Origin of the sequence: Novosphingobium lindaniclasticum LE124 (assembly GCF_000445125.1) — a bacterium.
Lineage (GTDB): Bacteria > Pseudomonadota > Alphaproteobacteria > Sphingomonadales > Sphingomonadaceae > Novosphingobium > Novosphingobium lindaniclasticum.
In genome coordinates this window covers 1-25,872 of record NZ_ATHL01000123.1, presented here as the reverse complement: position 1 = coordinate 25,872, position 25,872 = coordinate 1, and the positions used below count along the sequence as shown (strand labels likewise).

23 protein-coding genes are annotated in these 25,872 nt (G+C 65.3%); 10 read left to right on the top strand and 13 right to left on the bottom strand.

The window, feature by feature from the left end; all coding sequences use genetic code 11:
- Positions 1–451: 451 nt before the first annotated feature.
- From L284_RS41940 to L284_RS41925, 4 genes are read right to left on the bottom strand one after another with little or no spacing between them, the layout of a single operon-like run.
- Complete coding sequence (locus L284_RS41940) at positions 452–1,660, bottom strand: ABC transporter permease (protein ID WP_021235399.1); 1,209 nt, start codon at positions 1,658–1,660, stop codon at positions 452–454.
- Positions 1,660–2,415, bottom strand: coding sequence for an ABC transporter ATP-binding protein (locus tag L284_RS41935; protein WP_021235398.1), 756 nt, complete (start codon positions 2,413–2,415; stop codon positions 1,660–1,662). The genes L284_RS41940 and L284_RS41935 overlap by 1 nt, the downstream gene beginning before the upstream one ends.
- An 11-nt stretch (positions 2,416–2,426) precedes the next feature.
- The gene (locus tag L284_RS41930; RefSeq protein WP_021235397.1) at positions 2,427–3,749 is read right to left on the bottom strand and encodes an efflux RND transporter periplasmic adaptor subunit; all 1,323 of its coding nucleotides are present in this window, start codon (positions 3,747–3,749) and stop codon (positions 2,427–2,429) included.
- Position 3,750: 1 nt separating this feature from the next.
- On the bottom strand, positions 3,751–5,232 hold the full coding sequence (locus L284_RS41925) for an efflux transporter outer membrane subunit (RefSeq protein ID WP_021235396.1): 1,482 nt from the start codon (positions 5,230–5,232) through the stop codon (positions 3,751–3,753).
- A gap of 216 nt (positions 5,233–5,448) precedes the next feature.
- Here L284_RS41925 and L284_RS41920 point away from each other — a divergent pair, with 216 nt between their 5' ends.
- Both L284_RS41920 and L284_RS41915 read left to right on the top strand, forming a co-directional pair.
- On the top strand, positions 5,449–6,345 hold the full coding sequence (locus tag L284_RS41920) for a LysR family transcriptional regulator (protein WP_021235395.1): 897 nt from the start codon (positions 5,449–5,451) through the stop codon (positions 6,343–6,345).
- 144 nt (positions 6,346–6,489) lie between these two features.
- Positions 6,490–7,356, top strand: a complete 867-nt coding sequence (locus L284_RS41915) for an aldose 1-epimerase (RefSeq protein WP_031342868.1) — start codon at positions 6,490–6,492, stop codon at positions 7,354–7,356.
- Between the two features lie 81 nt (positions 7,357–7,437).
- Here the strand turns inward: L284_RS41915 and L284_RS41910 are convergent, their stop codons facing one another.
- Both L284_RS41910 and L284_RS41905 read right to left on the bottom strand, forming a co-directional pair.
- Positions 7,438–8,154 (bottom strand): UTRA domain-containing protein, encoded by a 717-nt coding sequence (locus L284_RS41910; protein WP_021235393.1) that lies wholly within the window; start codon positions 8,152–8,154, stop codon positions 7,438–7,440.
- Complete coding sequence (locus tag L284_RS41905; protein ID WP_021235392.1) at positions 8,151–9,536, bottom strand: formimidoylglutamate deiminase; 1,386 nt, start codon at positions 9,534–9,536, stop codon at positions 8,151–8,153. The genes L284_RS41910 and L284_RS41905 overlap by 4 nt, the downstream gene beginning before the upstream one ends.
- Before the next feature lie 83 nt (positions 9,537–9,619).
- Here L284_RS41905 and hutI point away from each other — a divergent pair, with 83 nt between their 5' ends.
- The 4 genes from hutI (at position 9,620) to hutU (ending at position 15,005) form a co-directional block, all read left to right on the top strand.
- A complete protein-coding gene (hutI, locus tag L284_RS41900; protein ID WP_031342867.1) occupies positions 9,620–10,831 on the top strand; it encodes an imidazolonepropionase in 1,212 nt (403 codons plus the stop codon).
- Entirely contained in the window at positions 10,828–12,384 is a 1,557-nt protein-coding gene (gene hutH / locus L284_RS41895; protein WP_021235390.1) for a histidine ammonia-lyase, read from the top strand. Before hutI ends, hutH begins: the two co-directional genes overlap by 4 nt.
- A 133-nt stretch (positions 12,385–12,517) precedes the next feature.
- Complete coding sequence (hutG, locus tag L284_RS41890) at positions 12,518–13,324, top strand: N-formylglutamate deformylase (RefSeq protein WP_021235389.1); 807 nt, start codon at positions 12,518–12,520, stop codon at positions 13,322–13,324.
- Between the two features lie 16 nt (positions 13,325–13,340).
- Entirely contained in the window at positions 13,341–15,005 is a 1,665-nt protein-coding gene (gene hutU / locus L284_RS41885) for a urocanate hydratase (protein WP_021235388.1), read from the top strand.
- Positions 15,006–15,149: 144 nt separating this feature from the next.
- Here the strand turns inward: hutU and L284_RS41880 are convergent, their stop codons facing one another.
- Together L284_RS41880 and L284_RS41875 are read right to left on the bottom strand one after the other, a co-directional pair.
- Positions 15,150–16,181, bottom strand: coding sequence for a patatin-like phospholipase family protein (locus tag L284_RS41880; RefSeq protein ID WP_160172148.1), 1,032 nt, complete (start codon positions 16,179–16,181; stop codon positions 15,150–15,152).
- Positions 16,182–16,267: 86 nt separating this feature from the next.
- On the bottom strand, positions 16,268–17,017 hold the full coding sequence (locus tag L284_RS41875) for an SDR family oxidoreductase (RefSeq protein WP_021235386.1): 750 nt from the start codon (positions 17,015–17,017) through the stop codon (positions 16,268–16,270).
- Between the two features lie 103 nt (positions 17,018–17,120).
- Between L284_RS41875 and L284_RS41870 the strand changes: the two genes are divergently transcribed.
- Together L284_RS41870 and mtgA are read left to right on the top strand one after the other, a co-directional pair.
- A complete protein-coding gene (locus L284_RS41870; RefSeq protein WP_040714020.1) occupies positions 17,121–17,501 on the top strand; it encodes a winged helix-turn-helix transcriptional regulator in 381 nt (126 codons plus the stop codon).
- Between the two features lie 134 nt (positions 17,502–17,635).
- Positions 17,636–18,295, top strand: coding sequence for a monofunctional biosynthetic peptidoglycan transglycosylase (mtgA, locus tag L284_RS41865; RefSeq protein WP_407635854.1), 660 nt, complete (start codon positions 17,636–17,638; stop codon positions 18,293–18,295).
- 12 nt (positions 18,296–18,307) lie between these two features.
- On the opposite strand, the gene L284_RS41860 is transcribed toward mtgA, so the two are convergent.
- Positions 18,308–18,700, bottom strand: a complete 393-nt coding sequence (locus L284_RS41860; protein WP_021235383.1) for a DUF1801 domain-containing protein — start codon at positions 18,698–18,700, stop codon at positions 18,308–18,310.
- Positions 18,701–18,820: 120 nt separating this feature from the next.
- Positions 18,821–21,331, bottom strand: a complete 2,511-nt coding sequence (locus L284_RS41855) for a TonB-dependent receptor (RefSeq protein WP_021235382.1) — start codon at positions 21,329–21,331, stop codon at positions 18,821–18,823.
- A gap of 382 nt (positions 21,332–21,713) precedes the next feature.
- On the opposite strand from L284_RS41855, the gene L284_RS48940 reads away from it, so the two are divergent.
- Positions 21,714–21,839, top strand: a complete 126-nt coding sequence (locus L284_RS48940; RefSeq protein ID WP_021235381.1) for a hypothetical protein — start codon at positions 21,714–21,716, stop codon at positions 21,837–21,839.
- 11 nt (positions 21,840–21,850) lie between these two features.
- Positions 21,851–22,672 carry a cation diffusion facilitator family transporter gene (locus L284_RS0124710; protein WP_235054506.1) on the top strand — a complete coding sequence of 274 codons (822 nt, stop codon included), beginning with the start codon at positions 21,851–21,853 and terminating at the stop codon, positions 22,670–22,672.
- Positions 22,673–22,873: 201 nt separating this feature from the next.
- Here L284_RS0124710 and clpX read toward each other — a convergent pair whose 3' ends face one another.
- The 3 genes from clpX to L284_RS41840 form a co-directional block, all read right to left on the bottom strand.
- Positions 22,874–24,136 carry an ATP-dependent Clp protease ATP-binding subunit ClpX gene (gene clpX / locus L284_RS41850; RefSeq protein WP_021235379.1) on the bottom strand — a complete coding sequence of 421 codons (1,263 nt, stop codon included), beginning with the start codon at positions 24,134–24,136 and terminating at the stop codon, positions 22,874–22,876.
- Between the two features lie 182 nt (positions 24,137–24,318).
- Entirely contained in the window at positions 24,319–24,987 is a 669-nt protein-coding gene (clpP, locus tag L284_RS41845; RefSeq protein ID WP_021235378.1) for an ATP-dependent Clp endopeptidase proteolytic subunit ClpP, read from the bottom strand.
- 159 nt (positions 24,988–25,146) lie between these two features.
- Positions 25,147–25,776, bottom strand: a complete 630-nt coding sequence (locus tag L284_RS41840; protein ID WP_031342861.1) for a DJ-1/PfpI family protein — start codon at positions 25,774–25,776, stop codon at positions 25,147–25,149.
- Positions 25,777–25,872 lie beyond the last annotated feature (96 nt).

Here is a 25,872-nt window from a genome sequence, read left to right as displayed (position 1 = left end):
TAAGCTGGCGCTCAAGATCTTCGCCACATCCGTACTTGGGGCAATGAAACGACGCATGTTCACCTGTCTCGGTGTGAAAAGCCGCCGCCTCGCCTCCAGTCATTACCTTGCCAGAGTACGCGCGCCTTTCCCCTAGAATTGCACAGCCAACGTCCTTTGGAGACAAGGCCTCCGGAAGAGTCGCATTGGGAAGTCCAATTATGCATGCTGCGTAATATACAGCCGGCCTATTCTGGAATAATGTAATGAGGCTAACTGCCAGCATAGCGACTGACAAAAGTGGCATAATCCAGCGCCGTTTCTGATCCATGGCGCAAGAATGCACGGATTTTGTATGTCCGCAATGGGGCGCTTGCAGACCGTCCGGACGCGTTCACGCGGACCAAATGCGCCGGGGCCGTTTTCGGCGGAATGACGCAGCGTGGAGCCGTGCCCGCGGGCTTCGACCGCGTCACTCGTGGCGAAGTGCGTCGATGGGATTGAGGCTGGCCGCGCGTCTGGCCGGGAAATAGCCGAAGATCACGCCGATCGCGGCGGACACCGCAAAAGCGCCGAGATTCACGGCCGGATCAAATATCCAGGGCAGGTCCATCAACGGCGTCGCCACGCCTACCACCAGTTGCGCCAGCAGCAGTCCGATCAGCCCGCCGAGGCACGACAGCACGACGGCTTCCACCAGGAACTGCAGCAGGACCTCGCTGGCGACGGCGCCGATGGCGAGACGTATGCCGATTTCGCGCGTACGCTCCGTCACCGAGACCAGCATGATGTTCATGATGCCGATCCCGCCCACGACCAGGCTGATCGCGGCGACCGCAGCGACGATCCGGGTCAGCATCGTCGTCGTCTGCGTCAGGGTGTCGGATATCTGCTTGGTGTCGAAAATGTTGAAATCGTCGTCCTTGCCTTCGGTGATGTGGCGGCGTTCGCGCAGCAGCCGGGTCAAAGTCTGCTGGACCTGCTCGGTGGAATAGTTCTGGTCCACGCCGACCAGGATCGTGCGGATCGCGGTCGTGCCGAGGAAGCGGCGCTGCACCGTCTTGATCGGCATGATGACGATATCGTCCTGGTCTCCGCCGAACCCGGCCTGGCCCTTGGTGGTAAGGAGGCCGATCACGTCGCAGGACACCTCGCCGATGCGAAAGCGCTTGCCGATCGGATCCGCGCCCCGGAACAGGTTGGTGCTCACTGTGGAGCCGATGATGCAGACAGATTTGCCCGCCGTTTCCTCGTCCTCGTTGAACGATCGCCCGGTTTGCAACGGCCAGGGTTGGATCTTGAAGAAATCCGAAGTGGTGCCGTTGATCGTCGTCGACCAGTTGGCGCCCTCGTAGATCGCCGTGCCGCTGGCAGAGGCCTGGGGCGCGACGGCCGTGACGCCGCCCACCTGCTGGCGGATCGCCATGATATCGGCCGGTTCGAAGTCGCGCGGCGCCGGGCCGCCACCGCCGCGTCCGAACCCCTGGCCAGGGCGGACCTGAAGAATGTTGGTGCCCAGCGCCGCGATCTGCTGGGTGACGGCCGCCGTGGTCGCCTTGCCGAGCGTGACCATCGAGACGACGGCTGCCACGCCGATGACGATACCCAGCATCGTCAGCAAGGAACGCAGGACGTGCCGCCGGATGGAGCGCAGCGCGAGAAGAAGGATCGTGCCCAGCATCAGCCGGTCACTCCGCCGGTTGTTCCGCCCATCGCCTCGGGACGCCGACCGGCCTCTTCGATCCGGTCGATCAGCCCGTCCTTGAAGTGGACGATGCGGCGGGCATATTCGGCCATGTCCGGCTCATGGGTGACCATCAGCACGGTGATTCCGGAATCGCGGTTGAGCGTGGCAAGGAATTCCATGATCTCCACGGAGCGCTGGCTGTCGAGGTTGCCGGTCGGCTCGTCCGCCAGCAGGATCTCCGGGTTGGTGACGATGGCGCGGGCGATGGCGACGCGCTGCTGCTGGCCGCCGGAAAGCTCGCCCGGCGTGTGCCCGGCCCAGTCGGCAAGGCCGACCTTCTCGAGGGCGGCCATGGCTTCCTGGCGGCGGTTCTGCTTGGCATCGCCCCGGTACAGCAGCGGCAGCTCGACGTTCTCCAGCGCGGAAGTGCGCGCCAGCAGATTGAAGCCCTGGAACACGAACCCCAGGTATCTGCGCCGCAGCAGCGCCCGCTGGTCGCGGTCGAGATCCTCGACATGGTGGCCGTGGAACAGGAAGGCGCCCGAAGTCGATACATCCAGGCAGCCGAGAATGTTCATCATGGTCGACTTGCCTGACCCGGACGGCCCCATGACCGCCACGAAGTCCCCGGCCGCGATGTCGAGATCGACGCCCTTGAGCGCGCGAAACGCCGTCTCCCCGGTGCCGAACACTTTGGTGATCCCGCGCAGGGAGATGATGGGCGCTGCGGGCGATTCCGTTCCGGCCATGCGCGGCGACCTCAGCTTCCCGTGCCGGCAAGTTCGCCGGTTATGACCTGCATGCCGGGCTTCAGACCGCCCGAAAGCACTTCGGTCTGCTGGCCGTTGGTGCTGCCGGTGACGATCTCGATGGCCTGCGGCTGACCCTCCGTCGTGAGGACATGGATGGTCTGCCGCGATCCCCGGTCGAGAGTCGCGCTCTTTGGGGGACGCTGGCCACGGCGTGGTCGGAAGCTGATCGCACCCGTCACGCCGCCGCCCTTCTTGGCCTTTCCGGTTACTTGCGGCGTGTAGGAAAGCGCCGCGTTGGGGATCAGCAGGACGTTCCGCTTGTCCGAGGTGACGATATCGGCCGTGGCGGTCATGCCGGGGCGCAGCTTGAAGTCGGCATTGGCGACGGAAAGATCGGCGGCATAGGAAACCACTTGGCCGCTGGTGCTGGTCGCGCTCGTCGAGGAACTGGACGAGCCGGCCGAAGAGGCCGTCAGGTTGGACGCGATCTCCACCCGGGTGATCTTCGCGGGGAAGGTCTGACCGGGGAAGGCATCGACGGTGAAGTTGGCGCTCTGCCCTTCCTTCACCGTGCCGACGTCCGCTTCGTCGATAGCCACTTCCAGCTTCATCTGGCTGAGATCCTCGGCGATGACGAACAACGTCGGGGTGTTGAACGAGGAGGCCACGGTCTGGCCGGGATCGACCTGCCGTGCCAGCACGACGCCGGAGACCGGCGAGATGATCCGCGCCCGTGCTCGCTGGGTCTGGTTCTGGGCCAGCGAGGCCTCTGCGGCGACCACGTTGGCCTGCGCCGTCTTCAATGCGGCAACGGCGCGCTGAACGTCGGCCCGGCCTGCCTGAAGCTCGGTCCTGGAAGGAACCTTGCCGCCCGAGAGGCGCGACACTTCCTCCAACCGTGCAAGCTGAGCCTGCGATTCCGCGACGGTTGCCCGGGCCTGGTCCACTTGCGCGCGATTGGCATTGAGCTGCGCCTGGCCTTGCCGGATCTGGTCCTCGATCTGCTCGGGATCGATCTCTGCCAGCACCTGCCCCGCCGTCACCCGGTCGTTCACGTCGACGAGCACTTTCACCACGAGGCCGGATAGCTGCGACCCCACGGTGACCTGGTTGGTCGGCGCCAGCTTGCCGGTGGCCGAGACGCTGGTGATCAACCGGCCCCTCTCCGCCTTGGTGGTGGCATAGCTTTGCGTCTCCGCCGGACCGAGGCAGCGCGCGAGCAGGATGCAAAGCAGCACCAGCAGCACCAGTCCGGTCAAGAACACCCATTTGCGCCGCCAGACCGGCTTCTTCTCCACGCCCAGGAATTCATCGAGTTTATCGTCGGCCATTTCAGTCGGTTCCCCGGGGCTCGGTTGCCAGCTCGGTGTAATCGGATGTCGGATCCCAGCCGCCGCCGAGCGCGTCGTAAAGCGCGATCAGAGCGGTGGCCCGGTCCGAGCGGGCCTGGACCAGACCGTTCCGCGCGGAGATCAGCGCGCTTTCCTGCGTGTTGAGCGTGGTGAAGTCGGTCAGCCCGCTGCGGTACTGCGCCCGCGCCAGCAGGGCGGAGTTGTTCGAGGCGTCGAAGGCGATGGCGAACTGCCGCTCGCGCTCCTCGGCGGACCTCAGGGCGATCACGGCGTTCTCGATATCTTCCAGCGCCACCAGGACCGAGGATTTGTACGCCGCAAAAGCCCCGTCCGCCGCCGCACGGCTGGAGCGGACCTGCGCGCCCAGGCGACCGGCGTTGAAGATCGCCTGGCTGATGCCGCCGAACAGCCCGCCGGTGATCGTGTCGAACAGGCTGCCGAAGCCGGAGGCATTGGTGTCGAGGCTGCCGCTGATGGTGAGCTGCGGCAAAAGCTGCGCCTTGGCCACCCCGATCTGCGCGGTCGTGGCCGCCAGCTGGCGCTCCGCCGCGCGCACGTCCGGCCGCTGGCGCAGCACGTTGGCGGGGATGCCCGCGCCGACCTGCCCCGGCCCCCTGGGGATCGGCCGGACGGATTCAAGCAGCGGCTTCACGCCGCCGGGCGCCTGGCCGGTCAAGACCGAGATCCGCGACACGGCGGCATTGTATTGCTGCTCAATCTGCGGAATGCCCGCCGCGGTCTGCGCCCGGCTTGCGCGGGCCTGCTCCTGATCCACCGAGGAGACCAGGCCGGCAAGAACCCGCCACTCGGCGATCTGGAGGTTTTCGTCCTGGATCGCCAGGCTGGCGCGGGCATTGGCAAGCTGCGCCTGGTAAGCGCGCGCCAGCACGTAATTGCGCGCAACTTCGCTCTCCACCGTCAGCAGAGTGGTGGCATAGTCGAACCCGGAAGATTCGAACTGCGCCCGGCTCGCTTCCACCGCGCGGCGATTTCCGCCGAACAGGTCGAGCTGGTAGCTGGCGTCGAGCCCGAGAGCGAGGCTGGAACGACCGCCGCCCCCGGTCTGGGTCACGGTGCCGTCGGGCAAGGTGATCGCCGTGCCGCCGCCGCGCAGCGCCTCGCTGCGGCCGGCGCTTCCCGAGCCGCTGAGCGAGGGGAACAGCGCGGCACGGCTGATCACCAGCGATTCGCGCGCTTGCCGCAGCCGTGCGAGGGCCTGCTCCAGATCGAGGTTCGCCGCCGCTGCCTGTTCCACGAGCTGCGTCAAAACGGGATCGTCGAAGTTGCGCCACCAGCGCGTTATATCTTCGGCCTGCGCTGCTGCAGTGACCGACCACTGCTCCGGCACACCCAGTTGCCCGGCGCTCTGCGGCTTGTAATCGGGGCCTGCCGCGCAAGAGGCCAGCAAGCCTGCCGCGAGCGGGACGAGAAGAAGGCGATCGATTCCGGCTCGCAAAGTCATCGGGCTCCAGGTGATCCTCGACGAAAGCGAAGATGGTCCGTTTCTGCAACCAAGGTCAAGAAGAAGCTGCGGCGATTACAAAGTCTTGTCCTCTCCTGTGGTTCCCGGTTGCAGGATCGCGCAGCGCAAATTTTCCGAGGCCGGCAACGGAGCGCCTCCCCCCACGCCGTCGTTCCATACTGCCCTTCGCATGATAGCCATGATACGGGCTCATCAATGCACCGCGAACATCTGGCCGACCTCACCGCCCTCATTGCCGTCGCCGACGAAGGCAGCTTCACGCGCGCCGCCGCCAAGCTTGGCTCCTCGCAATCGGCCTTGAGCCACACGATCCGCCGACTGGAAGCGCGCCTCGGCGTGCGGCTGCTGTCCAGGACTACCCGCGCGGTTTCCCCCACGGAGGCGGGCGAGCGGCTGCTGGCTACCTTGCGCCCCGCCATGGACGAGATCACCATGGGCCTGGCCACGGTCAGCGAGATGCGCGACAAGCCGGCGGGAACCGTGCGCCTGACGGTTTCCGAACATGCGGCGAACTCGGTCGTCTGGCCGGTGCTGCGCAAGTTCCTCCCGCTCTATCCCGATATCAACGTAGAGCTGAACATCGACCCCGGCTTCGTCGATATCGTCGCAGAGCGTTTCGATGCCGGCGTCCGTCTGGGCGAGTCCATCGCCCGAGACATGATCGCCGTACGCATAGGACCGCGCGCAAGGCTGGTGCCGGTGGCTTCCCCCGAATATGTCGCTCGCCACGGAATGCCGGAGACGCCGCACGATCTTGCCGCGCACCAGTGCATCAACCTGCGCTTTCGCTCGCGCGGCAACATCTACGCCTGGGAGTTCGAGAAGGACGGACGCGAGTTGACCGTCCGCGTCGATGGCCAGCTTACGTTCGACAGCATGGCGATGATCCTGCGAGCCGCTCTGGACGGCGCAGGGATCGCCATGATGATGGATACTTACGCACGGGATCATATCGAAGCCGGCAGGCTGGTTCCCCTGCTGGACGACTGGTGCCAACCTTTCTCAGGCTACCATCTCTATTACCCCAGCCGCCGCCAGCCTTCGGCGGCGTTCCGGCTGCTCGTGGACGCCTTGCGCTACCGCGGGGACTAGATCGCCTTTGCAGCGCCGAAAGGGTAGAGCATGCCCTCAAGCATCCCACACTTGCCAGTGATACCTTGTTAGCACTACCTCCGCTCATGCCGAACCGCGATCGAGGCGGTAGGCCCGTCGCATGGGAGCGGACTGGAAGCGATGATGACTCTCGAAGCGCTTACTCTCGAAGCACAGGGCTATCGGCTGGAACTGGCGCCGGAACGCGGCGGCTCCGTGTTGCGGCTGGACTGGCGCGGAGAGCCGCTGCTGCGGCCCCTATGCGGAAACACGATCTTCGATGTCGCCAGCTTTCCGCTGGTACCTTTCTCCAACCGCATCGCGCGGGGCCGCTTCAACACCGGCCTGCGCAAAGGCACGATCGCGCCGAACTTCCCCGGTTCCGACCATCCCCACCCACTTCACGGCTTCGGCTGGCTCGCTGCATGGAAACTGATGGAGCTGGCCGAGAACCGCGCCGTACTGGAACACGGCTATCCCGGCGGCGAGTGGCCATGGCCTTACCGCGCCCGCCAGACGTTCGAACTGGGCGCAGAGGGTCTGGTGACAAGGCTTTCCGTCATCAACCTCGGCGATGCGGCGATGCCCGCGGGGCTGGGTTTCCACCCCTATTTCCCGCGCGACGCCGTGACCGTCTATCGGGGCCTGCACCGGGGCGAATGGTACAACACACCCGATTGCCTGCCCAGTTCGCTCGACGAACATGAGGAAGCGATCGACTGGTGGCAGGGCCAGCCGGTCGATGCCCGCGCCGTCGACACTGCCTATACCGGGCGCGAGGGCCTGCTGGAAATCGACTGGCCCTCGCGCGGGCTCGGCGTCACGATCGCGCCTTCGCGGGAACTGACGACCACGGTGGTCTTCTCGCCGGAAGGCCAGGATTTCTTCTGCGTCGAGCCGGTCAGCCATGCCACCGACGCCATCAACCGCGCCCCGGAGACGATGATCTGGCTGGACCCCGGCGATACTGCGGAAGTGAGCATGACAATCACGGCAAGAACCCTGGCCTGACCTGCATCCCGGCGACTGCGCTACATCCTGCAACATCGCGATTGACGGCTTTGCATCTGCCGATCCCGGCAAAACGCAGCGTCAGCCGTCCCGGCGCGCACCCGGCCCGAAATGCGCGGTCAGTTCGTAGGCTCCCGCAAGGAAAAGCTGGCGAACATAGGTAATCGCCTCGGAGCCTCGCCAGGTCTTGCGCTCCACGCAGAGGCAGGGCGCGCCGAGTGCCACGGTGAGCGCGCGGGCCTGCGCGGCGCTGGCGCCGGTGGCGGTGATATGGGCGTCGGCTTCGGTCCAAGGGACATGCTCGAGCAGCCAGGTGCCAGGCGAGGAGCCGGTGAAGTCGGCCAGCAGCATTTCCGGCACTGCGGCCACGTTCACAAAGCGGTGCTCCCAGGCGAAAGGCGTGCCGTCCGCGAAATGCACCCCTTCCAGTTCCAGCAGCGGCACCGTGCGGTCCACCCGCCATTCGGGCCGCGCCTGCCCACCATCAAGCTCACGGCGCAAGCCAAGGTCGAAGCGGTAGCTCTGCCCGCGTTCGGCCACTTGCGCGCCGATGTCGGGAATATCCATGGCCATCGCATGAACGCGCGGCCGGGCGACGAAAGTGCCGGCCTTCTTCCGCCGGTCCACCAGCCCCGCCGTGGCGAGCGCGGAAAGGGCCTTGTTCACCGTCATGCGCGCGCAGTCGTAATGCGCCATCAGGGCCTGCTCGGTCGGCAGGCGCGCGCCCGGACCCAGCGCGCCGGAAAGAATGCGCGTCTCGAAATCCTGACGGATGCGTTCGTGGAGCGGTAAGTTCACCCGATCAGCCTGCCCAACCTGTCCCTGTAACGCCGGACGACCTCGTCTCGCGCGCGATGACGGCCACCGCTTACCACTTGCGCGCCGAAGCGCCAGACGCAATCCACGCCGCTGCGCCCGGCGGCGAAGACCAGCCCGTCGAGCAGGCGGTCGCTGCCGCGCGCCGCCAGCGAGGGATGGTCGAGGTTCAGCGAGACGGCATCGAACGGCAAGCCGATGGAAAGACCGGCCTTTGCGCCGCCCTCTTTCACGTCAAGCGCCTGCGCGCCGCCTCGCACGGCCTGGCTCCAGAGCATTTCGCCGGTGGAGCGCACATGGCTGCTGCTGACGATATTGCGCCCGCGATGCTGGAGGCGCTGGCCATATTCGAACAACCGCAGTTCCTCGGTAGCATCGATCAGCACGTTCGAGTCGCTGCCGAGGCCCCAATTGCCGCCCTCGGCAAGAAAGATCTGCGCCGGGAACAGCCCGTCCCCCAGATTGGCTTCGGTAATGGGGCAGAGCCCTGCCACCGCGCCGCTTCGCGCCAGCCTGCGCGTCTCGTCTTCGGTCATGTGCGTGGCGTGAACGAGACACCATCGCCGGTCCACCGCTGAATGGTCGAGCAGCCACTCCACCGGCCGCTGTCCGCTCCAGGCGAGGCAGTCCTCGACCTCGCGGACCTGCTCGGCGATATGAATGTGGATCGGCAGGCCGGGGGCCATCGTCTCCAGCGCGGCGAGTTGTTCGGGCGACACCGCGCGCAAGCTATGCGGCGCCAGGCCGACCACGGCGTCTTCCAACTCGGCCACGACCGATCCAGCGCCGTCCAACAGCCGCGCAAAACCGTCGAGATCGTGCAGGAAGCGCCGCTGTCCCTCGCTGGGCGGCTGGCCACCGAAGCCGGAATGGGCGTAGAATACCGGCAGCAGCGTCAGTCCGATGCCGGTCTCGGCTGCCGCGCGCGCGATGGCGGCACTCATCTCGGCCGGATCGGCATAGGCCCGGCCTTGCGGGTCGTGGTGAAGATAGTGGAACTCGCCGACGCGGGTGAAGCCGCTTTCGAGCATCTCCAGGTAGGCTATCGCTGCCAGAGCCTGGAGGTCGTCCGGCGTCATCCGGTCCAGGAAGCGGTACATGACCTCGCGCCAGGTCCAGAAGCTGTCAGCCTTGTCGCCGCGACGCTCGGCCAGTCCGGCCATGCCGCGCTGGAAGGCATGGCTATGGAGATTGCCCAGCCCGGGGAGCACGCAAGCATGACGCTCGTCGCCCGCCCGCGCCGCAACGCCGCTCTCGATGCCGGAAACCCGTCCATTCCGGAGTATGAAACGCACGCCGGACGTCCAGCCGTCGGCCAACATCGCCTTGTCTGCAAAGATGGTGCGCGTCGCGACATCGGGCATCGGGAAGTTCCTTTCAGCATTTTGTCTATACATTAAAATGAACAGGTGCAATAACAGCAGCTATCAACAAGGATCGACTCGCCATGCGCTGCGACAGGCTCTGGAAACATGCCCGACTGGCGACGATGACAGGCAAGGGTTTGACACCTGAGCTGGGTGTCGTCGAACAGGGCGTGATCGCTTCCCTGGACGGCACGATCCTGTACGCCGGTCCGCAAGCCGATGCGCCTGCATTCGACCCTGCCGAAGTGACCGACTGCGAGGGCCGCTGGATCACACCGGGCCTGATCGACTGCCACACCCACCTCGTCTTCGGCGGCGATCGCGCGCGGGAATTCGAGCTGCGGCTGGAAGGGGCTTCCTACGAGGACATCGCCCGGGCCGGCGGCGGCATCGTCTCGACCATGAAGGCCACCCGGGCCGCCAGCGAGGACGCGCTTGTCGCGTCCGCCCTGCCCCGGCTCGATGCGCTGCTGGCGGAGGGCGTCACCACTGTCGAGGTAAAGTCCGGCTATGGCCTCGACCTCGCAAGCGAACTCAGGATGCTCCGCGCCGCGCGTCGTCTGGGCGAGGTGCGGCGCGTGCGGATCGTCACGACCTTCCTCGGCGCCCATGCCCTTCCCCCGGAGTTCGCAGGCGATGCGACCGGTTACATCGACCATGTCTGCAACGACATGCTTCCCGCGGTGGCACAGGCGGGCCTTGCCGATGCCGTGGACGCCTTCTGCGAGGGCATCGGCTTCTCGACCGAGCAGACCGAGCGCCTGTTCCGCGCCGCCACTGCCCTCGGCCTGCCGGTAAAGCTCCACGCCGAGCAGCTTTCCAACCTCCACGGCGCCGCCCTCGCCGCGCGGCACGGAGCACTCTCGGCGGATCATCTGGAACACCTCGACGCGGCAGGCGTGGCGGCCATGGCCGCATCCGGCACCGTCGCCACACTGCTTCCCGGCGCTTACTACTTCTGCCGCGAGACCGTGCTGCCGCCGATCGGCGCCCTGCGCGCGGCGAGCGTCCCCATCGCGCTGGCGACCGACTGCAACCCCGGCACGTCGCCGCTCACCTCGCTGCTGCTGGCGATGAACATGGGCGCAACGCTGTTCCGTCTCACCGTGCCCGAATGCCTCGCCGCCGTGACCCGCAACGCCGCGCAGGCGCTCGGCCTTTCCCATCGGCTCGGCTCGCTCGAAGCCGGCAAGGCCTGCGACCTGGCGATCTGGAACATCGAGCGCCCGGCCGACCTCGTTTACCGCATGGGCTTCAATCCGCTCCATGCGCGCATCTGGAGTGGACAATGAACGACATCCTCCTCAGTCCTGGCCTCGTGAGCGTGTCGCTCACACCCGGTGACGTGAGCCTCGCGGCATGGCGCGCGGTCTATCGCGGCGCGGGCGTGAAGCTCGACCCGGCCTGCGCTGCGCGGGTGGCGGAAAGCGCCGCCGCCGTGGCGCGCATCCTGGCCAAGGGCGAGCCGGTCTACGGCATCAACACCGGCTTCGGTAAGCTCGCCAGCGTGCGCATCGGCGACGAGGATCTCGCCACGCTCCAGCGCAACATCGTGCTCAGCCACGCGGCGGGTACGGGCGAGCCTTCGCCGGTGCCGGTGATCCGCCTGATGATGGCGCTGAAGCTCGCCAGTCTGGCCCAGGGCGCCTCGGGCGTGCGGCCGGAGACCGTGGACCTGCTCGAAGCGATGCTGGCCAAGGGGCTGACGCCGGTGGTGCCCTCGCAAGGCTCGGTCGGCGCCAGCGGCGACCTCGCCCCGCTTTCGCACATGGCCGCGACGATGATCGGCGTCGGCGAAATCCTCTTCGAGAACGCCCGCCTGCCTGCTGTGGAAGCCCTCTCCCGCGCCGGTCTCGCGCCGCTGGAGCTTGGCCCCAAGGAAGGCCTCGCCCTCCTCAACGGCACCCAGTTTTCGACCGCCAACGCGCTCGCCGGACTGTTCGAGGCCGAACTGCTGTTCCGCTCCGCCCTCGTCACCGGCGCCCTCTCGACCGAGGCGGCCAAAGGCTCCGACACGCCGTTCGACCCGCGCATCCACGCCCTGCGCCGCCACCGCGGCCAGATCGAGGTGGCCGATGCCCTGCGCGGCCTGATGGCCGGTTCCGCGATCCGCGCCAGCCATGTCGAGAACGACGCCCGCGTGCAGGATCCCTACTGCCTGCGCTGCCAGCCGCAAGTCATGGGGGCCGCACTCGACGTGCTGCGCCAGGCCGCCACGACCCTCGAGATCGAGGCCAACGGCGTTTCCGACAATCCGCTGATCTTTCCGGAAGCCGATGAGGCCTTGTCCGGCGGCAATTTCCACGCCGAACCTGTCGCCTTCGCCGCCGACATGATCGCGCTCGCGGTCTGCGAGATCGGCTCGATCTCGGAACGCCGCATCGCCATGCTGGTGGACCCGGCGCTGTCTGGGCTGCCCGCCTTCCTGACGCCGCGCCCCGGCCTCAATTCGGGCTTCATGATCCCGCAAGTGACCGCCGCCGCGCTCGTTTCCGAGAACAAGCAGCGGGCCTACCCGGCCTCGGTGGATTCGATTCCCACATCCGCCAATCAGGAAGACCACGTCTCGATGGCCGCCCACGGCGCCCGACGTCTGCTGTCGATGGTGGAGAACGCCACCGCCGTGATCGGCATCGAACTCCTCGCCGCCGCACAGGGGATCGAGTTCCATGCGCCCCTGGCGTCGAGCACCTCGCTCGAAGCGGCCCGCGCCGTGCTCCGCGCCCAGGTTCCGGCGCTCGACAACGATCGCCACTTCCACCCGGACATGGAAGCCGCCAACCGGCTCATCCGCTCCGGTGCACTGGCCGAAACGGCGGCCGACCTGCTCCCGGCGATCTCGTAATGCTTCTCTCTCATCCCGCCCCCACCTTCGTCATTGCGAGGAGGCGAGGCCGAGGCGGTAATCCGGAGCGGCTCTGCGCGTCTCTGGAATCCTTCGCTACGCTCGCAACGACGAGGATCGGAGGAGTGCCGACATGAGCCCGAGCTTTACCCTCCATCGCGGAGAAGCCCCGCTCATCGTGGCTTTCCCCCATGTCGGCACCGATCTGGTCGATGTCGCCCCGCTGTTCCTCTCGGAATGGCTGGCGCGGCGCGATGCCGACTGGTGGGTGGACGATCTCTATGCCTTCGTCCGCGACCTCGGTGCAACGACGATAGCCGCTCGCGTCTCGCGCAGCGTGATCGACCTCAACCGCGACCCCTCGGGCGCCTCGCTCTATCCCGGGCAGGCGACCACGGAACTATGCCCGACGACCACGTTCGACGGTGCCCCCCTTTACAAGGACGACAGGCCGGACCCGGCCGAGATCGCCCGTCGCCGCGCGCTCTGGTTCGATCCGTACCACGCCGCACTGGCGCAGGAGATCGAGCGGCTGCGCAAGCTTCACGGCAAAGTCGTGGTCTACGACGCTCACTCGATCCGCAGCCATGTGCCGCGCCTTTTCGACGGCGAATTGCCGCAGTTCAACGTGGGCACCAACCTCGGCCAGACATGCGACCCGGCGCTCTCCGCCGCCGTCGTCGACATTTGCGCCGGGAGCGGCCTCGGCCACGTTCTCGACGGCCGCTTCCGTGGGGGCTGGACGACGCGCCACTATGGCCGCCCCGCAAGCGACGTCCACGCGATCCAGATGGAACTCGCCATTCGCGGCTACATGGACGAGCCCGAAGAGCCGGACGAGACCAACTGGCCGCCTCCCTTCCTTGCCGCCCGTGCGGCCGCTCTCACCCCGATCCTACAAGACGTGCTGAAGGCCGCTCTTGCCTTCGCGCGCACCTGACCTGAGGAACACGCCCATGAGCCGCCTCGACAACAGCCGCGTCATCAAGCCCGCGACCGGCACTGAGCTCAGCGCGAAAAGCTGGCTGAGCGAAGCGCCGCTGCGGATGCTGATGAACAACCTCCACCCCGACGTGGCGGAGCGGCCGGAGGAACTGGTGGTCTACGGCGGCATCGGCCGCGCCGCACGCGATTGGGAAAGCTACGACAAGATCGTCGAGACCCTGCGCCGCCTGAACGATGACGAGACGCTGCTGGTGCAGTCGGGCAAGCCGGTGGGCGTGTTCCGCACACATGCCGATGCACCGCGCGTGCTGATCGCCAATTCCAACCTCGTGCCGCAATGGGCGAACTGGGAGCACTTCAACGAACTCGACAAGCGCGGCCTTGCCATGTACGGCCAGATGACCGCCGGTTCTTGGATCTACATCGGCACGCAGGGCATCGTTCAGGGTACCTACGAGACTTTCGTCGAGATGGGCCGCCAGCACTATGACGGCGACCTATCGGGCAAGTGGCTGCTGACCGCGGGCCTTGGCGGCATGGGCGGCGCGCAGCCTTTGGCGGCGGTGATGGCGGGCGCCTCGTGTCTTGCTATCGAATGCCAGCCCAGTCGTATCGAAATGCGCCTGCGAACCGGCTATCTCGACGCCGCTGCCTCGACCGTGGAGGAGGGCATGGCGATCATCGACAAGGCCAATGCCGAGAAGAAGCCGGTCTCGGTCGGCCTGCTCGGCAACGCGGCGCAGCTGCTGCCGGAGATGTTCGCGCGCGGTATCCGGCCCGACTTGCTGACCGACCAGACCTCCGCCCATGATCCCGTCAACGGTTACCTCCCGGCGGGCTGGACCGTCGCCGAATGGATCGAGAAGCGGGAGCGGGAGCCCGAAACGGTCGCCAGGGCGGCCAAGGCATCCATGGCCGTCCACGTCCGGGCCATGCTCGACTTCCAGGCGGCGGGCGTGCCCACCACCGACTACGGCAACAACATCCGCCAGATGGCCAAGGACGAAGGCGTGGAGAACGCCTTCGACTTCCCCGGCTTCGTGCCCGCCTATATCCGTCCGCTGTTCTGCCGCGGCGTGGGCCCGTTCCGCTGGGCCGCACTCTCCGGCGATCCCGAGGATATCTACAGGACCGACGCCAAAGTGAAGGAACTGCTGCCGGATGACGCGCACCTGCACAACTGGCTAGACATGGCGCGCGAGAAGATCCGGTTCCAGGGGCTGCCCGCGCGCATCTGCTGGGTGGGCCTGGGTGACCGCCACCGCCTTGGCCTCGCCTTCAACGAGATGGTCGCCAGGGGCGAACTCAAGGCTCCGGTCGTCATCGGACGCGACCACCTCGACAGCGGCTCGGTCGCCTCGCCCAACCGCGAGACCGAGGCCATGCGCGACGGTTCGGACGCGGTTTCGGACTGGCCGCTGCTCAATGCTCTGCTCAACACCGCCAGCGGCGCGACCTGGGTTTCGCTGCACCACGGCGGCGGCGTGGGCATGGGCTATTCGCAGCATTCGGGCATGGTGATCGTCGCCGACGGCACCGAAGCGGCGGCTCGCCGACTGGAGCGCGTTCTGTGGAACGACCCAGCGACCGGCGTGATGCGTCATGCCGATGCGGGCTATGACATCGCTCTGGATTGTGGGCGCGAGAAGGGCCTGGATCTGCCCGGTATTGTCTGACGATCTGATCGGGGCACGCAGACCTCGAGCTTGACGCGCTCCGCCCTCCCTCCACCGTCATCCTGAACTTGTTTCAGGATGACGAGACGGCGTGGTTGCAGCGGAACTCTCAGAACGGAGCCGTCGCAAGCATTCACCGCTACCTCACCCCGGCCCGAAACGGCTCGCCAGATCGACAGTGCTCTCCTTGCCCAACCGCTCGATCGACGTCTCGCACCAGCGCTTGGCCGCCGCCTCACCGGCATCGCGCAGCGTCAACAAGAGATGCCGCACCGGCAGCAGCTTACTCTGAGCGGGCATGGCGCTCAGAGTCGCCTCGTCATGGATCTCGTGGAAACGCAGCCGCTCGACTTGCGCGATCAGGCCTTCCTTTGCCCGATTACGCCCGATCGACGACTGCAGCAGGAACAGCCCCTGCATCTCCTTGCGCATCGACTGGTTGAAGCCGATCTCGGTGATCCGGTCGACGATCCCGGCGGCGTTGCGCGGCGTCTCATCGCGCAACTGCGGATTGACGGTGATCAGCAGCAGATCGTCGTTCGCGCTTTCCAGCACCAGGGGTACGAGCGGCGGATTTGCGCTGTAACCGCCGTCCCAATAATCCTTGCCATCGATCGTCACCGGCGGAAAATAGAGCGGCAGACAGGCCGAGGCGAGCAAGGCCTCGGTCGTCAGGTCCTGCTTGTCGAAGATACGCGCCGTGCCGCTCTGCGCATTCGTCGCGGAAATGAACAGCGGCGGCGCCGCATCGCTGGCGATGGCCGCGAAATCGACATGTTCCTCGATGATCTTTCGCAGGATCTCCTGCAGTTCTCGCCCCATTCCCGGCGAGCCATGGGCCGTGCCCAGATTGCCGAACATCGTGTTCCACCAAGAGGACATGGCGCGCGATGTCTCCGGAAAGGCCTCGATCATCGGGATCAGCGGCCCCGCCTCCCGGCCTGAGCGGTTCAATTCCTTCCAGAATGAGCGCAGCCGTTCACGCGCGCCTTCCGCACCGCCGCAGACGAGGCCGGAAACCAGTACTGCCGCGTTCATAGCCCCTGCACTGGCGCCGCTGACCGCGCCCACGGCAAGGCGCGGTTCCTGGAGCAATCCGTCCAGCACACCCCAGGTGAAAGCGCCGTGTGCGCCTCCGCCCTGGAGCGCGAGATCGAGGCTATGAGGCTTGTCCATGGGGGCCATTCGCGTGCTCACTCATGCTGCATTGCAACATGCAAGTTCATAGCAGCGGCGAAGGACCACGACCAGCGGAGAACCGCTTAATGTCCCGGCGCGTTGAGCGCCGCGAAAGTCTCCATGTACCGCCCTTCCGCTTCGGCATTGCGCAAGTACGCGAGCCGCTCCACGCCGATCAGTCCGGGCGTCGGCACTTGTGCAAAAAGGCCCATCACTTCATCGATGAAGGCATCCAGCGGCATGTAGCCTTTGCGCGTCGACTGGCCGGGAGTCAGCTCGGTCTGCACGGCAGGCGGTGCCAATTCGATCACTTCGACCGCGCCCTGCAAGGATAAGCGCAGCGAATCCGTCCAGGAGTGGATCGCGGCCTTGGTGGCCGAATAGACCGCGGCGCTCACCAACGGCACGAAGGCAAGGCCGGAACTGACGTTGACGATCACCGCATCGTCCTGCGCGCGCAAATGACCGATCAGCGCATCGGTCATGCGGATCGGGCCGAGCAGGTTCGTCACCACGCAAGCCTCCGCGCGAGACAGGTCGCGCGGCACCGATACATCTTCAAGCGGCATGATTCCGGCATTGTTGACCAGCACGTTCAGCGCGGGGAAGCGCGCGAGAATGTCCCTGGCGAACGCCGCGATGGCCGCAGGATCGGCAACATCCAGCGCGAAGGCGTGGATATTGGCACGTCCACTCGCGGTTTCCTCAAGGCTGGCGAGCGTCCGCCCGGTGACGATCACCACATTGCCGGCGTCATGCCAGCGCTGCGCCAGTTCGCGGCCGATGCCACTGCCGCCGCCGGTGAGAAGGATGGTGTTGCCGCTGGTCTTCATGGAATGCGCTCCTGAGAGAAGAGATTGCGAAGCGGACTGTAGACCTATACTTCCCCTTGGAAAGTAGGCACCCGAAAGTGCGGTACTGACAGGAAGGTAAGAAATGACAAATCCACCGGTCACCAGCCACTCTAACGTGCCGGGCGTGGATGCTCTGGTCAACGAACTGATCGGCCGCGTTGCCGACAAGTGGACTCTGCTGGTGCTGGAGGCATTGGAGGAGAACGGAGAGACACGGTTCAGCGCACTTGCCCGCGCCGTGCCGGGGATCAGCCAGAAGATGCTCACCCAGACCCTGCGCCAGATGGAGCGCGACGGTTTCGTCCATCGTACAGTGCACCCGGTGATCCCGCCCCATGTCGATTACCGCCTCACCCCACTCGGCCACACCTTGGGAGAAGCCTTCTGCAGCGTCTGGCACTGGGCCGAGGCCCATCTCGACACCGTCGCCGCCGCACGCGCCGATTTCGACACGCGCGACTGACTTCCACGCCGCGCCGTGAAAATCCGGTGTCCCGGCATCTTTTCCGCCGCGCCCGATATCGCTAGTCAGGGCGCCGGACGGCCGCATTCCCGCGTGCCGGTCGCCGATTACGGGGCTTCCTTCCTTTGCTGCGCATTTTTGCCAAGACCGCCTTCTGGTTCGTCGCGATCAGCGCTGGACTGACCTTGCTCTACCGCTTCGTACCCCCGCCGGTGACGGTGACGATGCTGGTGGACGGCAACGGCATCACCAAGGACTGGCAGCCGCTAAGCCGGATAGACCGCAACATGGTCGCCGCCGCCATCGCTGCGGAGGACGGCAAGTTCTGCACCCATAGCGGGTTCGATACCACCGCGATAGAAAAGGCCTTCGAGCGCAACGCCGCCGGCGGCCGACTGCGCGGCGGATCGACGATCAGCCAGCAGACGGCCAAGAACGTCTTCCTCTGGCAGGGTGACGGCTGGACGCGCTACCTGCGCAAGGGGCTGGAGGTCTGGTTCACGTTCCTGATCGAAAACCTTTGGGACAAGCGGCGGATCATGGAAGTCTACCTCAACGTGGCGGAGACCGGCATCGGCACTTATGGCGTGGAGGCAGGCGCCCAGCGCTACTGGGGCAAGTCCGCCTCGAACCTTACACGTACCGAAGCGGGCCGCATGGCAGCCGCCCTGCCCAGCCCCAAGACCCGCAGCGTCAAGAGCCCCTCGGGCTTCACCCGCCGCTACGGCAACACCATCGCCGCCCGCATCGGCACGGTCAGGACGCAAGGGCTGGATTCCTGCGTCTACGAATGAGGCGCACCGCACTCAGCGGCGCGCAGGATTCTTCCCTAGATTGAGCGCGATTGCCGCGCGCACCAGCGCGGTCAACGCGGCCTCGTCCACCATGTCGCCCTCGTGGAAATCGATGGCCCGGCGCTGGTTGCCGTCAAGGCTGGCATTGAACAGCCCGGCGGGATCGTCGAGCGCCGCCCCCTTGGCAAAAGTCGCCTTCACCGCAGACTTGTAGGTTTCCCCGGTGCAGATCATGCCGCTGCGATACCAGACCGGCACCCCGCGCCACTTCCACTCTTCCATCACTTCAGGGTCCGCCGCCAGGATCACCCGGCGCAGCCTTGCCAGCATCTCTCCCCGCCAGTCGCCCAGTTCGGCAATGCGCCCATCGATGCGCTGCGACGGCGTCTGTTCGGTCGGCCCCATGCGCGATCCACTCCCTGGTAAATGCGGCCCTCAAGCTAGGCCTCAGGAGGGGAGCGGGCAAAGAAAAAGGGAGGAAGCCTGCGCTTCCTCCCTTCTCTGTTTCCGCGATCGGAAGCGGTCTTAGAAGCCGAAGCTGACCGAACCGATAAACGTGCGCGGGGTGCCGATGAAGGCGTTGGGCACGTTGGTCTGCGAGGTGCCTGCTCCGTCGAAGCCGCCGACATAGAGCTTGTCGAACAGGTTGACGACGTTGAGCTGCAGGAAAGTGCGATCGCCCAGGCCGATGAAGTCCAGCTTCACCTTCGCGTCGAGGTCGACGAGGGTATAGGCCGGGGTCTTCTTGCCATAGATCTGCGTCGTACCGCTCAGGATCGGCAGGTTCTGGTCGTTCACGTAGCGCGGACCGGTGCGCTTGACCTGCACGCCCAGTTCGACCGGACCCAGGGTTCCCTGTGCGCGGGTGCCCAGCGTGTAGACCGGAGCGCCGGCTTCACGCTTGCCCTTGGTGATCGCGTAGACCGGGTTGCCGCTGGCATCCGTGTCGATCTCGACGTTCTCCTTGATCTTCGACTTCAGGTACGAACCGAAGACATAGAGCGAGAACTCGGGGATCGGCTGCACGGCGAAGCTGCCGTCGATGCCGTACTTGTCCACGCGGCCGAGGTTACGGTAGATCGTGACGTCGAGTTCACGATCGAACGCCGACGCCAGACGGTTGCTGTAACGGGTATACCAGCCGGTAAGCGAGGCCTGGATGATGCCCGAAGAGTAACGGACACCGAGGTCGAAGTTGTCGGTGGTCTCCGGAACCGGGTTGGCCGCATCCTGGTCACGCGCATACCAGAACGACTGGTAGAGGTTGTCCGTACCGGGGACCTGCACGCCCTTCGAGTAGTTGAAGAACAGGCTGGCGCTATCGGTAGCATCGAAGACGACGCCCGCAGTCGGCAGGACCTTGTTGTAGTTCAGGATGCGCTGCTGCGGCAGCTTGTAGGTGGGATTTGCCGCAGCATAGGCTGCCTGATCGGCGGTGTTCGTGGTGAAGCAATCGACGAAGCCGCCTGAGCTGCTCGCCAGGCAGTTGTTGGTCAGGTTGCGCTTGAAGAAGGGAGCACGGACGCCGAGGTTCAGGTGAACGCGGTCATTCATGAAGTCGCCGGTGTATTCGCCCGAGACCTGGTGCAGGATCGCGTAAGACAGGCGATCGCGCTTCTGCAGGATGTTGCCGTCGGCATCGGCCAGCGCGTTGTCCGAGAACACGTCCGAACCGAAACCGTTCGACTTCAGCAGGCTGGTTTCGCCGGTCTGACGGTGACGGCCGCGGTCGTACGAGTAAGCAACGCGGACGCGGTTGAAGTCGTTGATGTCGTAGCGAAGCGACGCGATGACGCCGATGCGCCACGTTTCGGTGTTGCTGGGCGCCAGGATTCGCACGGTGTCCTGCGTATCGCCGTCGCCATTGAGATCGACGCCGTTGAAGTAGGGCTTGCCGCCGATATAACCCGAAATCGGAGCCGCAACGCCGCGCTCATAACCAAATTCACGCGCATCCACCGTGCCGCCGCCATTGGCCTTGGTGTACTGGATGCTCGGATCGACGTTCAGCGTCAGCTTGTCGCTCAGCGTGAAGCGCGAATTGATGCGGATGTTGCCCGTATCCGACGGATTGTAGCGGAAGTCGTAGAGCGATCCGCAGCTGCTCGCCGGGTCCGCAACGCCGGTCACGCCAGCGGGGATCTGGCAGTCGGCGATTTTGTAGAAGCGCTCCTTCTTCGTCAGCGGGAAGCGGTTGCTCGAATCCGGACCGACGACGCGAGTCGGGTCGGTACGCAGCGGCGTCGAGCCGAAGAAGTTGTTGCGGTTGCGGTTCCAGTGGCCGGCAACCGAGATGAAGTCGCCATTGTCGCCGATCGGTTGATAGATTTTGGCATTGAACTGGGTCTTGTCGATCTCGCCAATGCCGCCGTAGACGGTGTTGTTGACTGCCTTCGAAGCCGAGAAGAACGCCTTGGTGCCGCTCGAGTTCAGCACGCCCGTGTCGATTTCGCCGAACATGCGGAAGAAGCCGAAGTCACCGGCCGAACCGAGGAAGCGCACGCCGAAATCGTCGAAGGGATTGCGGGTACGGATGTTGACGGTCGAGCCCGAAGCGGCGGCGGTCGGCGAGTCGACATCGGTGGTGCCCAGGTTGACGTTGACCTGCTCGATGATTTCGGGGTCGATCTGCTGGTTCGAATAGAGCGCGTAGCCGCCCGTGTCGTTAAGCGGGATGCCGTCGACGGTCTGCGAGATGCGCGAATCGTCGAAGCCGCGAATGGTCAGCGTACCACCACCCGAACCGAAGGCGTCGTTGTTCTGGAAGCTGACGCCCGGCATCAGGTTGATGACGTCGTTGATCGTCTGGCCCGGAACCTGGGTCTGGATGATCTCCTGCGTCAGGACCTGCTTGGCCTTCGAGGTGTTCGGCAGCTTGACGCCGGCGACGCCGTTCTGCGTCTGGCCGGTGACGACGATCGCGCCTTCTTCGAAGTCGACCGCGCCGGTCGATTGCGCGAACGCGGGAACCGCGAGGAACGCGGCGCCGACGGCGAGCGTGCTGGTCGCGGTGGAGAGAATGGATTGAAACTTCATCTTAGCCCCCTGGAAACCTTCAGAGTGGTGGTGCCAAATGCGGAATAGGTTGCCCTGCCGCAGAATTGCTGCGGCTGCTAAGAGCAGCGCAATATGACAATCTTCTGACGCTAGGGATTCATTTCCGATCTCGGCCGCGCAATTTTCTGACTCGAGCGGGAACCACCCTTCAGGATTAGTCCATTTTCCCGAGATTTCTGCCGTTTAAGGCCCAATATGACAATTATGGGTGCGGCATAAATGTCACGCAGCGCGGCATCTCGGCTCCGACAGCGAGCGATTTCGTGGCATGTAATGTTACGTCATCGCTTGCTGCTAAGTTCCGGCGCATGCGATGAATTCGTCATGAGCGTCACACACGATCATCCTCCTGGACACTCTCATGGGCATGGACATTCTCATGGGCATGGGCATTCTCATGGGCATGGGCATTCTCATGGTCATCACCATCACGGCCCGCTGGCGCCGGGCGATATCGGGAAAGCCTTCGCACTCGCAACAGGGCTGAACGTCGTCTTCGTGATTGCCGAGGCGGCCGCTGGTCTTCTCAGCGGATCGATGGCGCTCCTGGCCGATGCGGGGCACAACCTTTCCGACGTGCTTTCCCTACTTCTCGCCTGGGGCGCAAGCATCCTGGCAGCCCGGCCGCCTTCGGAGCGGTTCACTTATGGCCTGAAAAGCTCCTCCATCCTGGCGGCAATCGCCAATGCCGCCCTGCTCTGGGTCGCGATCGGGGCGATCCTGGTTGAGACGATCCGCCGGTTCGCGGAGCCTGCGCCGGTCATGGGTACGACGATGATCGCCGTCGCCGCCCTCGGCATCGCGGTCAACGCCTTGTCGGCGCTGCTCTTTGCCAGAGGCAGCAAGTCCGACCTCAACTTGCGCGCGGCATTCGTCCACCTCATGGCCGATGCCGCCGTTTCGGCCGGCGTGGTGATCGCCGGCGTGGTGATCCTTTTCACCGGCTGGCAGGCCGTGGATCCGATCGCCTCGCTGACGATCACGGCCGTGATCGCCTGGTCCAGTTGGGGCCTGCTTCGCGAGTCGCTGCGGATGGGGATGATGGCCGTGCCCGACAGCATCGATATTGCGGCGGTGCGGCACTTTCTGGCCGCCCTTCCCGGCGTGACCCGAGTGCACGATCTGCACGTGTGGCCGATGAGCACCACGGAAACCGCGCTCACCGCGCACCTCGTCATACCCGGCGCGGCGCGGGGAGACGCATTCCTCCATGATCTGGCGCAGGAACTGGAGCGCCGCTTCGGCATCGGCCATCCGACGATCCAGATCGAAACGGATGCGGAATCGCCTTGTGCGCTGGAGAGCGAAAAGGTGGTCTGAAGGCGCTCCGGCGCGATCGCGGGAGGGTCTTGGCTCCCGATCCGGCGTGTATATGAACATGCTGCCCGCCTGGCCGCCGGCGGGCCACTCTCCTCGACGAAAGGCTTCTACCAACGAAAAACCCGCCCGGATAACCGGACGGGTCTTTCCTCTACCGCCGTCGCCTCAGCGCCGATCTGCTGCGCTTCAGCCTCGCAAGGCTCAGGCTGCGGCCTCAGCCTTGTCGCCCTTCAGTACGCGGACAGGCTCCTTGCGACCCTCGACCACGTCCTTGTCGACCACCACTTCGGCGATGTCACCTTCGGTGGGCAGGTCGAACATGGTGTCGAGCAGCAGCCCTTCCACGATCGAGCGCAGGCCGCGCGCGCCGGTCTTGCGGTCGATCGCCTTCTGGGCGATCGCCTCAAGCGCTTCGTCCGTGAACGTCAGTTCGACGTCTTCGAGATCGAAGAGCTTCGCGTACTGCTTGATCAGCGCGTTCTTCGGTTCGCGCAGGATCTTGACCAGCGCTTCGATGTCGAGGTCGTTGAGAGTCGCGATCACCGGCAGACGGCCGACGAACTCGGGGATCAGACCGAATTTGAGCAGATCTTCCGGCTCCGCCTTCTGGAGCAGTTCGCCCACGCGGCGCTTGTCCGGATCGGCGACATGCGCGCCGAAACCAATCGAACGCTTCTGAAGGCGGTCGGCGATGATCTTCTCAAGCCCCGCGAAAGCGCCGCCGCAGATGAACAGGATGTTGGTCGTGTCCACCTGCAGGAATTCCTGCTGCGGGTGCTTGCGGCCGCCCTGCGGCGGAACCGAGGCGGTGGTGCCTTCCATCAGCTTGAGCAGCGCCTGCTGCACGCCTTCGCCCGACACATCGCGCGTGATCGACGGGTTCTCGGCCTTGCGGCTGATCTTGTCGATCTCGTCGATGTAGACGATGCCGTGCTGCGCCTTCTCGACATTGTAGTCGGAAGCCTGGAGCAGCTTGAGGATGATGTTCTCCACGTCCTCGCCCACGTAACCGGCTTCGGTCAGCGTGGTGGCGTCGGCCATGGTGAAGGGCACGTCGAAGGTCTTGGCGAGAGTCTGCGCGAGCAGCGTCTTGCCCGAACCCGTGGGACCGACGAGCAGGATGTTCGACTTGGAGAGTTCCACATCGCCCTGCTTGCCGCTGTGCTTCAGCCGCTTGTAGTGGTTGTGCACCGCCACCGACAGAACGCGCTTGGCGCGCTCCTGCCCGATCACGTAGTCGTTAAGCGTCTCGCAGATTTCGCGGGGAGACGGCACGCCGCCGTCCTTCTTGCCCGCGATCCCGGCCTTGGTCTCTTCGCGAATGATGTCGTTGCAAAGCTCGACGCATTCGTCGCAGATGAAGACCGTGGGTCCCGCGATCAGCTTGCGCACTTCGTGCTGCGACTTGCCGCAGAAGCTGCAGTAGAGGGTGCTTTTCGCGTCAGATCCGCTCAATTTCGTCATTTTCCGTCTTTAGGCCCATTCGAGGCGACTCGTCGAGTCTACCTTGGACAAGGCCGGTTTTGCAATCCTGAGACCGATATGGGTATCCCCATGACCGTTGCAAAGCCCCAACAACCCTGCAGCGAGGACTGAAGGCCGGCGCCTGCCCCGATCAGGGACAGGTTCCGGCCTTGCGGTCATGCTCAGGCTTCGGCCGGCTTGTCGCCATCGGGGCGCGTTTCGAACACTTTGTCGACGAGGCCGAACGCGAGCGCTTCCTCGGCTTCGAGGAAGGTGTCGCGGTCCATCGCCTTCTCGATTTCGTCGAGCGACTTGCCGGTATACTTCACATAGAGATCGTTGAGGCGCTTGCGCATCCGCAGGATTTCGCGCGCCTGGATCTCGATATCCGAAGCCATGCCCTGGGCACCGCCCGAAGGCTGGTGAACCATGATACGGGCGTTCGGCAGGGCGATGCGCATGCCCGGCTCGCCGGCGGCGAGCAGGAAGCTGCCCATCGAGGCGGCCTGGCCGATGCAGACGGTCGACACGCGCGGCTTGATGTACTGCATGGTGTCGTGGATCGCCATGCCGGCCGTCACCACGCCGCCCGGCGAGTTGATGTACATCGAGATGTCCTTCGAGGGGTTTTCCGACTCGAGGAACAGGAGCTGGGCCACGATCAGCGAGGCCATGTGGTCTTCGACCTGGCCCGTGATGAAGACGATGCGTTCGCGCAGGAGGCGCGAATAGATGTCGAAGCTGCGCTCACCACGGCTGGTCTGCTCGACGACCATCGGCACGAGGGCGCCGGTCACGGGGTCGGTAGTGAACTTTCCTTGGGCGCCCGCGGCGCCAAACAGGTCGAGCATGGGAGTCCTCTTCTGGTTTGGACCGCCTATGTCGCGTGCCCCCGCCCGATGTTCAAGGGCTTTAACCCTTCATTCGGTGCAGGACGCACAACTATCGGGGGGCAAACTCCTGGCACAGCGCAACTTGTACCGCTTTCGAGCGATCCGCCGCGCGACAGCTCACGCATTTTCCGCAGACGCGGTCAGATCGGAGCGAAGGAACGGTGACACGGCCGCCATGGCACGCTCGACGTAAACGGCCTTTTCGCCGACCGGCGCGACGTAGTGCAAGGCGGCTTGCGCCGCTTGCAAGGATCGGCCGCGCGCGATCATCCAGGCGGCAAGATATTGCGATGCCAGGCAGCCGCCCGCCGTGGCGACGTTGCCGTGGGCGATGAACGGCCGATCGACCACCTTCACGCCGGCCTCGATTACCCAGGGCCTGGTCGTGAGATCGGTGCAGGCCGGAAGATCGCCGACGAGACCAAGTTTCGCCAGGAGCAGCGTGCCGGAACATTGCGCCCCGATCAGCTGGCGCGAGGGGTCGAGCCTGATCCGCGACAGCAGCGTTTCGTCCGCGGCGATGTCCCGCGTGAGCATGCCGCTGCCGATCAGAACCGCGTCGGCCTCCTCGGCGAACTCCAGGGGCTTCTGGCTCTCCACCGTCACGCCGTTCATCGACGTCACCCGCGCCGAGGGCGAAGTGATGTGCGCGGCCCATCCGGCAGTCTTCATGCGGTTGAGAATGCCGGCGGCCACGAAGGAATCGAGTTCGTTGAAGCCTTCGAACGTCAGAACGGCGATCTGCATTATCGTCTCCGCAAAGTGCGTGCGCCTGGCCGAAGCGCGGGAATGGCCGATTACGCCGGAAATGCCGGCGGCATGCGACAGTCGCCCAAACGAAAA